At 32.3% G+C, this 12,405-nt stretch carries 14 protein-coding genes and 1 tRNA gene; 11 read left to right on the forward strand and 4 right to left on the reverse strand.

Annotation, left to right across the window (positions count from 1 at the left end; genetic code table 11):
* The first annotated feature begins 26 nt into the window (after positions 1-26).
* From LLS04_RS06540 to LLS04_RS06550, 3 genes are all read left to right on the forward strand, one after another.
* Entirely contained in the window at positions 27-887 is an 861-nt protein-coding gene (locus LLS04_RS06540; protein ID WP_323610910.1) for an acyltransferase domain-containing protein, read from the forward strand.
* A gap of 71 nt (positions 888-958) precedes the next feature.
* Complete coding sequence (locus LLS04_RS06545; protein WP_323610911.1) at positions 959-1,627, forward strand: hypothetical protein; 669 nt, start codon at positions 959-961, stop codon at positions 1,625-1,627.
* 128 nt (positions 1,628-1,755) lie between these two features.
* Positions 1,756-1,842: transfer RNA gene (locus LLS04_RS06550), tRNA-Leu, on the forward strand.
* A 73-nt stretch (positions 1,843-1,915) separates the two neighbouring features.
* On the opposite strand, the gene LLS04_RS06555 is transcribed toward LLS04_RS06550, so the two are convergent.
* The 3 genes from LLS04_RS06555 to LLS04_RS06565 form a co-directional block, all read right to left on the reverse strand.
* Complete coding sequence (locus LLS04_RS06555) at positions 1,916-3,046, reverse strand: tyrosine-type recombinase/integrase (RefSeq protein ID WP_323610913.1); 1,131 nt, start codon at positions 3,044-3,046, stop codon at positions 1,916-1,918.
* A 77-nt stretch (positions 3,047-3,123) separates the two neighbouring features.
* Entirely contained in the window at positions 3,124-3,945 is an 822-nt protein-coding gene (locus tag LLS04_RS06560; RefSeq protein WP_323610914.1) for a restriction endonuclease, read from the reverse strand.
* Between the two features lie 332 nt (positions 3,946-4,277).
* Entirely contained in the window at positions 4,278-4,502 is a 225-nt protein-coding gene (locus LLS04_RS06565) for a helix-turn-helix domain-containing protein (RefSeq protein WP_275157871.1), read from the reverse strand.
* Positions 4,503-4,643: 141 nt separating this feature from the next.
* On the opposite strand from LLS04_RS06565, the gene LLS04_RS06570 reads away from it, so the two are divergent.
* The 4 genes from LLS04_RS06570 to LLS04_RS06585 all read left to right on the forward strand — a co-directional run bounded on the left by LLS04_RS06570 (position 4,644) and on the right by LLS04_RS06585 (position 7,882).
* Positions 4,644-4,874, forward strand: a complete 231-nt coding sequence (locus LLS04_RS06570) for a helix-turn-helix domain-containing protein (RefSeq protein ID WP_275157870.1) — start codon at positions 4,644-4,646, stop codon at positions 4,872-4,874.
* Positions 4,875-5,312: 438 nt separating this feature from the next.
* Complete coding sequence (locus LLS04_RS06575) at positions 5,313-6,053, forward strand: phage antirepressor (protein ID WP_323610915.1); 741 nt, start codon at positions 5,313-5,315, stop codon at positions 6,051-6,053.
* Positions 6,054-6,120: 67 nt separating this feature from the next.
* Positions 6,121-6,321: a hypothetical protein gene (locus LLS04_RS06580; RefSeq protein WP_323610916.1), complete on the forward strand. Its 201-nt coding sequence runs from the start codon at positions 6,121-6,123 to the stop codon at positions 6,319-6,321.
* 646 nt (positions 6,322-6,967) lie between these two features.
* Positions 6,968-7,882 (forward strand): tyrosine-type recombinase/integrase, encoded by a 915-nt coding sequence (locus LLS04_RS06585; protein WP_323610917.1) that lies wholly within the window; start codon positions 6,968-6,970, stop codon positions 7,880-7,882.
* Positions 7,883-7,887: 5 nt separating this feature from the next.
* Here the strand turns inward: LLS04_RS06585 and LLS04_RS06590 are convergent, their stop codons facing one another.
* Positions 7,888-8,898, reverse strand: coding sequence for an Abi family protein (locus tag LLS04_RS06590; RefSeq protein WP_323610919.1), 1,011 nt, complete (start codon positions 8,896-8,898; stop codon positions 7,888-7,890).
* A 466-nt stretch (positions 8,899-9,364) separates the two neighbouring features.
* Between LLS04_RS06590 and LLS04_RS06595 the strand changes: the two genes are divergently transcribed.
* From LLS04_RS06595 to LLS04_RS06610, 4 genes are all read left to right on the forward strand, one after another.
* Positions 9,365-10,228 carry a helix-turn-helix domain-containing protein gene (locus LLS04_RS06595; protein WP_323610920.1) on the forward strand — a complete coding sequence of 288 codons (864 nt, stop codon included), beginning with the start codon at positions 9,365-9,367 and terminating at the stop codon, positions 10,226-10,228.
* Positions 10,215-10,571, forward strand: coding sequence for a hypothetical protein (locus LLS04_RS06600; RefSeq protein WP_323610921.1), 357 nt, complete (start codon positions 10,215-10,217; stop codon positions 10,569-10,571). Before LLS04_RS06595 ends, LLS04_RS06600 begins: the two co-directional genes overlap by 14 nt.
* Positions 10,568-10,972 (forward strand): Cas9 inhibitor AcrIIA9 family protein, encoded by a 405-nt coding sequence (locus LLS04_RS06605; protein WP_323610922.1) that lies wholly within the window; start codon positions 10,568-10,570, stop codon positions 10,970-10,972. Before LLS04_RS06600 ends, LLS04_RS06605 begins: the two co-directional genes overlap by 4 nt.
* Positions 10,973-11,500: 528 nt before the next feature.
* Entirely contained in the window at positions 11,501-12,313 is an 813-nt protein-coding gene (locus LLS04_RS06610) for a PcfJ domain-containing protein (protein WP_323610923.1), read from the forward strand.
* Positions 12,314-12,405 lie beyond the last annotated feature (92 nt).

A 12,405-nucleotide genomic window follows, 5' to 3' on the forward strand; every position in this document is an offset into this window, starting at 1 on the left:
TTCCAATTTATGAAAGAGGTGGCCTAATGCTTAAGAAACTATTAAAAACAGCACAGTTTAATGAAGATGCAATTTCAATCCTAATCTCACAATACGATAACTATCACTATGTCTTGGAAACCTGTGAGAAGCCGTATATGGGTGAAAAGAATGCACTCCCTATCTTGAAACTCAATCCCCAAGAACGGCTCATGCGAACGCTTTATATGCTTCCTGAGCTCAAAGAACAATATATTCAGCGCGGTATTGACGATGCAATCTTTAACGCCAGCATTCAAGACCTAAACTACCGTATTGAACGTTATCATAAGTCCAATGATCATTATGGACTTAGTGATAGCGATGTCATCTGGTTACGTTTTATGTTCCGTTTTGAAATGTTTGAACTTGGAAGTTTGCGTTATCAAATCTTTCCTTTCAGTTATGCGGAGATTGAACGGAGTGGTCATGACACCATGCACTTACCCCAACAACAAAAACACCGTTTTCCTGAAAACACCATGATGCTTAACATTCATATCAAACGTGATGCCGATTTATCACCACAAGCCATCGATGCATCACTCAAACAAGCGCATGACTTCTTTACAAAGACCTTCCCCGAACATCATTTTAAAGCGTTTATTACCCGAACATGGTTAATTCATCGCGGGATTATGGCTCTAATTGGTGATCCAAACAGCCATATCGTTCAGTTTGGAAATCGCTTCGAAGTCATTGCTTCTTCCCATAACCGATATCAAGCACTGGAACGCATCTATGGAACAACCGATATGTATGAAATCAGTCGCATGAACAAAACAACCCAATTACAACGTGATGCATACAAACATCCGGAAATGCTTGGGGTTGCATGTGGGATTATCGAATTTGAAAGCTTTGAATAATGATGATAGGGATTTCATTATTACGTGAAATAGTCTATTATAGTACTAGATATTCCAAATAGGAGGAAGCCATGGATTACTTAAAAATATTTATGATCTTTGTCGTTGCATTTATCGCAATCCAACTTTTAATCCGATTACTAGGTAAAAGAGCGAGTGATAAGGCAATGAAAGCATTTATGGAAAGTGACACCCCAACCTTCACGAAAAACATTGATAGTTGGCTAGCGAAACTGACCATCCCCACATTTAACCGTAACTTTTTTAAACTTAATTATTTTATGAGTGTAAATGACAGTGAGCAGGTTCAAAGCATTGCACAGAGTATGGAGAAACTTCATATGAACCGCAATCAAAAATTAGAGTACTTAATGAAGCTTTATGAATATGCATTAATGCGTGATGAAGTTGAATCAACCAAACAAGCACTTGAAGCACTGCGTACCTTTATTCGTGAATCAGATATGGATAATCGCACCCAACTTCTTGAGAAACTGGATTTGGATGAATCAATTTTTATTAATCACGATATGGACTCACTCGCAGCCATTGATACCTTGATCGAACAATCCCCTGAGGAACTTAAAGGTGTTTGGTATTTCCGTAAAGCGATGATCTTGGAAGAAAATGGTCATGACCAACGCGCACTTACTGAAATCGAGCGTGCTATGCGCCATGAACCCCTCGAGATTAATAAAGAACAATACCAAGTATTAAAAGATCAAATTTTAAAGAAATAGAAGGGTTCACATACGTGAACCCTTTTATTTTCATTAGAAATAAATTAATTCGTTATTTATGTGAAATACTTTGAGTTTTAGGTTGCATTTAAGCCCCTTTTAAGATATTATTATTAAGCAAACAACATGCCCGAGTGGTGAAATCGGTAGACGCACTGGACTCAAAATCCAGCGAGGTAAAACTCATGACGGTTCGAGTCCGTCCTCGGGCACCAATATGAAAATAACCCACTATATAGTGGGCTTTTTTATGCTTAAGTTTGGCATGGGGATACAGTGGGGATACATTTAAGTGGTAGAGGTCATTTTGTTTAATACATCAACAGCTTTATCCTGACTTTCAGCAAATGCATGGGTATATACTTTTAGAGTCATTTCAACTGTTGAATGTCCTAGTCTTTTTGAAACAATATTAATTGGGACGTTATTTTGTATTAGAAGCGTCGCGTGTGAATGTCTTAAATCGTGTAACCTGCATTCAAGCCCCATTCTTTTGAATGCGTATTGTATCGTGTTATTTGGAAGAGGAGTTTTGATTCCAAAAATAAAGTCTGATTGTTTTACATCAAATTTTGATTTAATAAATTCGATATAATTATTCATTTGAGTGACCGTAAAGTTATCTAATTCAACATATCGGACGGAAGCGGCAGTTTTAGTCTTTTCTATTTTTGCACGATCAGAATTTTTTCCTGTGACAGATTTATTAATTGAAATTCCTTTACCATCATAATCTTTAAAAGTGAGTCCTTTTAACTCAGCTCGTCGAGCACCTGTAGAAAATGCGAGTAAAATAAATAATTTGAAATAAATATTTACGAGGGTCCTTTCCGGGAGTTTTTTCCAGGCCTCCATAAAAGTCTCATAATCGATAATATTGTATTTGGTCATATCTTCAAATTGTTTTTTAAATGGGGATAAATTGATAGAGACATCATTATATATATACTCCATCTTTACTGCATATCTGAATATCGATTTATAAAGTGCAATGATTTCATTTTTATATTTAACTGAATACGGTTTACCACCTATGGTTGAACCGTCTTTTTTATGGCGAATAGGTGTTTTAATCTCTGCCAATGAATTTCTCCAAGCTAATGCTTTTCTTAGTGTAATGGATGCAATAGCAGTATCAGGGATAAATTGATTTACTTTGTATAAATTTGCTTTATATGTTTGTTCTTTAACATCATATTTTGATAATTCAACCATTTCTATTCCTATTTCTCTAAGAGACATTCTCGATTTTGGTAAATCGTCCTTTTTCATTTCTTTTAAGAATTTTCGCTCTGCATTTATTGCTTTTTGTTTACTGTTAAATCCGCGTCGTTTTATGCTTTTTACCTTTCCCAAACTGTCTCGGTACCTGATATCAAAATACCAGGTATTTCGTTTTTGATCTTTATAAACAGGCATACTAAAATCATCCTTTCACTAGTTATGAGATCGTTAAAAGGTAGTTTGTTTAATTATCTTTTTGTTAGCTATAGCTATTAGTAATTTATAGAGTTAATGAGTCTTACTAAATCATCGCCATCCCAAAGTACAATGTTATTTGAATCTGCAAGTTCTCTTGCAGATTTTCTAAAACTACTGTTGGTTACAATTACGCCAACGTGTGAATCGAAAAATTTTACTCCGTAAATTATTTCTTTGACGTTACCATAGTTTATTGGTGTATTATGAAATTTACATTGAAATGCAAATTTAACTCTATCTTTTGTTGCAATAAAATCAACACTTTGATTATTGACTTGTGGAACTTTTTTAATAATTTTATAATCAAGTTTTGTTACAAGGTCAATTATAAAATCTTCGAATTCAGAGTGATTTTTAAGTGATTCAAATCTCTTTCGTGTTATTAAATCTTTATGAAATGTACGAGCATTTTCTATTCTTAAAATAATATCTGAAAGATCAAAATGTTTATTAATTCGTTCGTTTTTGTAATCTATAAGTTGAAGCGTTCTTAGTGTATCTAAATATGAAGAGAGTGTTATAAAATCAAGATCAAATTCATTTTGTAATTTCTTTTGACTAAAAGTACTCTCATGAACAACAAATTCAACGATACGAGTTAACAAGTCGTGGTCATTCAAAACGTTTTGGTCTAAAGCTATTGCTTCGCTTAATTCATATTCTGATTGTTCCTTGGAAACTTTAGAATAGACTTTATTCTTTACTATTTTTTTTGTTATGTTTTCAGGAACTCCAATTTTACTATTATTTAGATTTTCATCTATAGAATCGCTTTTCTTCTTTTTATCAATATTTATAAATGAGTTTTTAGGTTCGTATTTGTCAGAAGAAACCAAATTATCATTGTTGATATGATTTACTTGTGGATTTATATTTGAAGTCCTCTATAGTTCTAATTTCTTAATTTCTTTTTTTAGGTGTAAATGTATGTATACAACTATAGCCGTAATTATTGAACATGTAAAAAAAGCGCCGACGTTTTCTTGATCTTTAAAAAGAGAAAAGAATAGGATAATTTCGCTAAATATACAAAATATCGCTACGACATTAACAAATAAGTATAGCGCTTTGAGTAACAGAAATACGATATCTTTCAATAATACATTTAACTTTTTGATTAGATTATTTTTACGATTTAACATAATCCCCCCCATTTAAAATATTTTTGTTATTTAATATTTGCTTCTTCTAATATAGAGTCTATCGAAATATTATAGAGTTTGGAAATAGCTATCAGTTTTGATAATTTGATTTCATTTTTTCCTTGTTCCCAAAATTGAACAGACTTATGAGTAATATTGAGTTTATCAGCAACGTACTCTAGAGTCATATTGTTTTTAATACGGTATTTTTTTAAAATAAGTCCTAATCTTTCTTTTTCATCTTGATTCATAATTAACCTCTCTCTTAATTTGTATTGGTAATACCATTATAATATAAACAAAAAAAATATCAATAAATCTAATAATTGGTATTGACAATACCGAAACCTTATTATAAATTGGTATTGAGGATACCAAACAGGAGGGGTGCAATGAATAATATTAATATTCGTATGTTAAGAAAATCATCAAATCTTACACAATCACAGATGGCATCTAAAATGGGTCTTGCTCAATCTACATACTCGCAAAAAGAGCAAGGATTGATAAATTGGACATTGCCAGATTTTATATTTATAAAGCGAAACTTTAATGTAAAATTAGAAGATATTGAGGAATTTAAGTCAATGGAAAAGAAAGTTTTGAATAAGTTGAACTTGTAATTTTTTTAAATAAAAATGGTATCTTGAATACCAATCAAGATTTTAATTATTATATTCGAAAAACACTGAAGTTGATTCTTAAGATTGAAATTTTGAATTTTCGTTATAATTGTTACTTTTCATGTACTTTTTTCGGAGGATAGGATATAACATGATTTATTCCAAAAATGGCAAGGAAAAACAATATATTTATAAAACAGATATTAAGAACTATTTAGCATGTAGTTATGAACATGCATCTCGCATATTTGATGATGTTAAGAAATACGAGATTGAAACACTAGAGTTTGAAATGTTTGAAAATAGAGTCCCTCAAAAATTATTTCACGAGTGGCGGAATAAAAAGAAGAAGCGATGCAGAAATGATAAAACGTAGTTATCATTTTTGAAAAGAGTAAGAGTACTACCTGCAAAGTAATTAATGGAAAGGAGATCTAAATGAAAGATATTATTGTATTGAAAGAAACTGAAATCTTGGATAAAAGATTCAAAATTTATGGAAGTATTGATAATCCTCTATTCTTAGCTCAAGATGTTGCTCAATGGATTGAACATAGTCGTGCGAGTGAAATGATTAAAACTATAGATGAAGATGAAAAGCTGATGCAAACAATCCTTGCTTCAGGTCAAAAACGTGAAATGTGGTTTCTCACTGAAGACGGTTTGTATGAAGTATTGATGCAATCGCGAAAACCCATTGCAAAGCAGTTCAAGAAAAGAATAAAAATAATTTTAAAAGATATTCGTCGTTTCGAAAAATACGAAGTTCCTTCAACTTTTTCGGATGCATTAGCACTAGCCGCTCAACAACAAAAAGAACTGGAGATTAAAAACCAACTAATCGGTGAATTGAAGCCCAAGGCCGATTATACAGATAAAATCTTGAAATCTAAATCCTTGGTAACAATTACCCAGATTGCTAAAGATTATGGCATGAGTGGTCAGACAATGAATAAATTACTCCATGAATATGGAGTTCAATACAAACAATCGGATCAATGGCTATTGTATAAGCAGCATCAAGGTAAGGGATACACCCATTCGGAAACAATTATTATTGAAGATGCTTTTAATTTAGAAAAGACAGTGATGAATACGAAATGGACGCAAAAGGGGCGACTTTTCTTGTATGAGTTGTTAAAAGAAAAAGATATTTTACCCGTTATTGAGAGTAATTAAGCAATGATTAAGGAGGTCATCGTAAGTGCAAATGTATAGATTAAAACGAATTTTTTGTGGCATAGCAATGCTTGTCACCATAGTTCTATTAATGCTTTCAATTTTTACGCTTATCTTAGTATCAGAGAATCGTAGCTTGATTAATGACATTAAAATAAGAACCAATAATTTATTGGAAGAGCAAACAAACATGGTTAAAGAAATTGAAATAATGAAGAACAATCAAAGTTTATCCTTAGAGAGTTCGACTACGAGTGAACCTAAATGAAGAGATCCTAAATTTGTTGCGTTCGTAAGTGCAACATGGCGACTTGAAACAGGAAATGGTACGAGCCAATTATGGCTCGAATATAACAATCCAGGAGGGATTAAGTGTGGATCAGAGTATTGCTTTTATGATTCGCAAAAGTCGGGCTTGGAAGCCTTAAATTCACTATTAATCGAATATTGGGAAGTATACAGCATGGAAATAAAGGCAATAAGGCAACGTTACTGTCAGTGTGGTGATGATGACTTCCAACAATTCATGGAGATTTACAACGAAGAACTAAAAAAAGAACAACGCTAGACTAAAACACGCTGTTCTAAATAATTTATCCGTTGTGACAATTTCCGCAGCAGTACTTGCATCCATCAAAATCACGATTATCGGTCATTCTTTGTGCTTTTCTAATCGCATCATGACAATTACTAAATACGCCCAGTGAAACCTGATTTATCTTGTCAGGCAAATGATTGCAGGTGATAACATGGACTTCATAGTAAACACCGTCCGTTTTATTTTTGTTGTATAGATAAAATCCCACTTAATCCCTCCTTTCCTACTATACCGTAGCAGTCTAAAGATATAATGTGTCAAAAGTTTATGAAACAGAGAAAACTTAATTTCACAATAATTGAAAGGGGGAGGTAAAATGCCCAAAAAGGCAAAAAACTTAAATCAGAATTCAAAGAGAGCCTTTTTACAAACTCAACTTGAAGCGATTCAAAAAGAACTTGAACAGATTCCTACATTGTATCGATCAGACCTTGAAGAATACTACTTGGAATATCCCAAAAGCTTGCATGAACATGAATTTTCGGAAAGCACAAAGAAAGTTTATTTAAGGGGAGCAAAGCGACTCATTGATCGATATACTTCAGATGATTCATATTTAACGAAAGATGATCTCATCTGTTTTAAGCAAGATTTGTTGGATGAATATGAAAAGGTGTCAACGATTAATTCTTATATAACATCAGTAAACAGATTCCTATATTACTGCGACGTAGGGATTTTTCGAGTATCAAAAGTCACGGGACAAACAGAAAACGTCTTGCAGAATCGAATTTACAAGCACGAATATAAGCGTATGTATAATAAAGCAAAAGCAAATGGAGAAATGGAATTACACTACATTATTAAGCTCATGGGTAGCACGGGAATACGCGTTGATGAGCTTAAATCTTTTAATAGTAAGTCAATACAAAATAAATATGTTTCAGTTGATAATAAAGGCAGAATAAGAAAAGTTCCCTTACCAGGCAAGTTGGCAAGAGAACTGAGAAAATACTGTAAAAGAAATAAATTAGATGGACCATTATTCACATTAACATATGATCAGATATATAACGGACTAAAAAGAGTTGCAGGTCAGTGTAAGATTAATAAATCTAAAATACATCCTCATGCTTTTCGACACTATTTCGGATTTAACTTCGTTGACCGAACAGGTGATATTAAACTTGCTCAATTGTCCGATATCCTCGGACATAGTTCTGTAGAAACAACAAGAATCTATACTCGAGGAACTTTAGAAGATTATCAAAAAACAATGGAACAAATGTAGATTTCTCATGGTTTTACTTTTTTTGAAGGTTGCTTATTTTGTAAACGTTCCTGTAAATGCCAATCTGTTGGAAAACCAAGAAAGGATGTTAAGTAATTTATATCAACAGAAGAGATTTTTTTAGAAATATTTCTGATCTTCTTGGCAATAGCTTTTTCGAAAAATAAGAAATTTGATTTATTTAAAAACATTTGCATAGTAATCATCGAATGATAGTAATTTTGACGACCTTCTCTTTTAGTAATTCCATGATATGGATGTAAGAAATTATTAAAAGTAACATTTTGATTGGTTTTAAAGAAAATTAAAGTATTATCATGAGCAGCTCTGTTTCTTAAATCTCGGATTGCATATAGGAAATTTAAAAACTCTTTTCGATTTAAAGCAATTTGAATTTCATATTCGAGAGATAAATTTGTTGAGAAGCATTTTGCTATTTTATCTTGTAAGGAGAAATCAAGTAGACTGTAAAAAGTACATAAGTCGCCCAGTGTGAATTCGTTAATCATCACCCAAAGCGGAATGGATTGGTATCGAACCATGTAATGCTCGATAGGAGTGCCCGTTTGTTTTCCGGGTTTATATGCTCGACAAAAAAACTTGTCAATTTGCTCTTGTAGATAAATAAAACTCTTAATGAATTTTTCTTCCTCAGGAGCATTAATGTGAGTTTGCCTAAAGCAAAGTGGATTCATATAAGAATGATGGTCTGGATTTTGTTCGCAAAAATAGTGTGAAATAGTTGAACGTACATTAGCCTCAACTTCTAAGGACATTTTTAAAGTTATTTCTCTTAAATCTTTATCGAAGTAATAGCAATGCATAATTTCATTGAATGAGGAACCATTGATAAACTTTCCGGAATTTGAGTCAAGAAATATTTTTCCATAAACATTCATTGTATTGTAATAATTCTTTCTTAAAAGAAATTGGTATGCCTTTGGATTTTCAGTAATTGACATTCCTCGACTGTCTATAAGTTCAATCTGTTTTTCGATAGAAAGAAATGGTTTCATGTTGGCTCCTAAACAAAATTCCCTCCCTAAACTAATAGGAAGGGAATATGCGCTAACCTGGCTCCGTAGATGACCAAGTGCTTTTGTATTGATATCTTATCACAAATTTAATTAATTGTACAACTTTTAAAATTACAAAAAGTATAAAAAAATAATTGACGAATAATATCAACTCATAAGTTACTATAAACTTATTTTTAAAAATCAAAATAATATACAGGTTATCTGCCGCATTTGAGACGATATTCTGTGCTAATTGTTCACTATAAAAACTTAAAGAAGGAGCGATAAGATTGTATTTAATTTATGACATAATTGATCAAAAAATAATCTGTAAAGGAACATTACAAGAGATTTCTGAAAAAACAGGAATTGAAATAAATCGTTTGATATGGAGCACAAATCAAAATGTAAAAATTATGAATGGAAGATTCAAAGTAATGAAATTAATGAAGGAGACATTTTTATGAATATCGAACACCCAAACTTTTACTCAATAATTCCAGCACATGTTCGCTATGATACACGACTTAGTGATAGTGATAAGATCTTATATTCTGAAATTACCGCACTCACTCAAAAGAACGGTCAATGTTGGGCCTCAAACCAGTATTTCGCAAGTCTTTATAATGTTTCAAAAGACACAATCTCGAGACGTATTAATAAACTTGCTAAATTAGGTTATATCAGCATTCAAATTTTGTATAAAGAGAACTCTAAAGAAATCGATAAACGGGTTATACAAGTTGAAATAATGACACACGACCCTATAGGCAAAATTGCAGATACCTATCCGCAAAATTGCGGGGAGGGTACCAGCAAATCTGAGGATACCCCTATCCGCAAAATTGTCGTAGATAATAATACAAGTAATGAATATTACAAGATTAATAATAACCCCTATAGTCCCCATGAAGTTTTTGAGATGTTTTGGAAGCTTTATCCAAAACGGCAGGACAAGAAGAAAGCTAAAACAAAATTAATTCGGATCATTCGAAAAAATCCAAAACTTGCGCAAACGATTATTTCAGATTTGGAGAGAAGAGTAAATTGTCAAGATTGGAAGAAAGCAGAGGGGAAATATATTCCGTTGCCAACAACATATTTGAATGGTGAGCGGTGGGAGGATGAAATAAAAGATTTCAAAAATTGTGATAAACCAATGTCGTCCAAAAGATTTCATGCTTTTGAAATTAAACAGCCGACTTATACAAATGATTGCAAAACTGAAATAAATGTAGATCAGGTAAAACGTAACATTCGGAATCTGATTCATCAGAAAAACACAAATAGTCAAAAAGAGAAGGAGAAAGAGTGTGACATCATATAAATTTTTGAAACAAGCACATCTAGATTATGAATTGCTACTCTCTCTTGTGCAGCGATATCAAAAATCAAAATCAAGCAAGAACAAGAGTATATACTTGAAAGAAATTCAGACGCTCATAAATCGCTATAGCGGCGTGATTTGTGTTCCAAGAGTAAATACCACTTGGAGATTAAAAAAGAGCCAATATCTGAACGGAAAGTGGCTAAATCAAGGAGATTTGATTAGAGTTGTGGGGGTAATGGTAGGGAAGGACATCATTATCAATTATGAAATTAGCAAAATCTATCCCTCGCATATGGGCATCGGTGACTTTTTCAAGAAATTCGAGGAGGAAGTATCATGAATAAAATCAAAGAGCAAGCACTCAACAAATTGCTCGAAGAAGTAAACCGCTCGAATAACGATGCTATTGACAAGATTCATAATTGGATTTCGGATCAAAACGATACTGAATTATTCACAGGGATACTTCAGAAGGGCAAAAACTTAGCAGAAGCATTATCATACTGTGCCTCGAAAGTTAAAAGAAGTGGCAATTACGGAATTGCTACTGATGAAGCTGTATTTAGTTGGGTTAAAGAATACTTTATGCTATCTTCCACAAATGTTTCAAATGAAAACGTCATTGTAAAAACTAATACTAAGCAAAAAGTAGACAATGATGAGAAACGTAAAAGACGCAATGCAATGAAAAGAAGGAATGATACTTCTGACGAAGTACAACTATCTATTTTTGATCTATGAAACCAGAGGATTACGTTACTCGTAAATTAAAACCATCAAAGCATTTTTTTGATTGGTGTGAATCACAAATACCTGTATATGAGTGGAAGAACAAACAGAAGCAAATCATTTCTACAACGAGAAATTCTTCGATAATTGTCTCAAAGCGACTTACTAAAAATTCATGTTTATCCTTTCCTTGCAAGTTTTACTCGTTTGCAATTGTATTGGTCACAACAAAGAGAATAGAAATTCAATCGTATGGCTATTGGATAGTTATAAAGCAAGGTAAAGAATTCTTAGAACGAAAATTAACGAATCTTGAGATATTCGAGGATAATCATCACATTAAAGTTACTCAACAGTTTAATCAATTTGTATATGGGTTATCAAACATCTACGGTATCATGGGGGGACCTTATTATCTGACACATTTTTATGACAATGATTGGGAAAAACGTATTCGAACAATATCGGAACTCAAGTATATTCGTTTTGGTAAAAACCAAATCAATCGATGTCAATTAAGTCATGTGTATAGATTTAGACGTGAAATTGAATTTTTACAAAAAAATAAATGCCAAGAAAATTTCGCATGAAGTCTTGAATAATATAAATGTAGATATGAGAACCATTAACCGAAAGTGGTTAAAGAAAAACAAACATTTACTCAGAGATTCAGACGTGTCCTTTAAAGAGTTTGAGTTAAATCAAAGGATATTAAACAAAGGGGGAACTGTTGTTCCTGGAATCCATAAGTATATGAATTACCACGATATCAAACGTGTTCCCAAAAGAATTGGAATTACTAAGTTTCAAAATTGGGTATTGAAATACAAAATTGATTTAAAGACTTATTTCGATTATCTTGATCTAATGAAAGAACTTAATATTCCACTTGAAGAAACCAATGTGCTGCTACCAAGCAATTTATGCAATGCGCATGATAACGCAGTTGAATTATTGAATCGGCGAAAACGAGATGTAGAATTGAAAGAATTCGAGGAAAGATTTAAAGAACTAAAGCATCTGGAGGAAGTGATTGATGATTACAGTTTTTTGATTCCTAAAAGTGCTAATGATTTAATTTTAGAGGGAAAAATGTTGCACCATTGTGTAGGCGGGGCAATGTATATAAATAATCATGCAAAGGGTAAAACTACAATTGTATTTATTCGAGAAAAAAATCAAAAAGAAAAACCTTTGTACACACTCGAATTTAATCGTAATACAGTTGTTCAGTGTAGAGGTAAACATAATAAAATCGCACCAGATGAAGTAATGAACGCAGTTGAGAAATGGGCAAATCATGCTCGGCAAAAATTAGAGAACAGAGGGAATATAATGCTAGAAGATGCATAAAAGTTAGTGTGTAAAATTACAAAAAGTATCAAAATAAAAAACACTCATCATACGCCTTTAAAATAACGTATTTTGAGTGTTTCAAAAATTAA

The organism is Erysipelothrix enhydrae (assembly GCF_035066605.1).
Taxonomy (GTDB): Bacteria; Bacillota_I; Bacilli_A; order Erysipelotrichales; family Erysipelotrichaceae; genus Erysipelothrix; species Erysipelothrix amsterdamensis.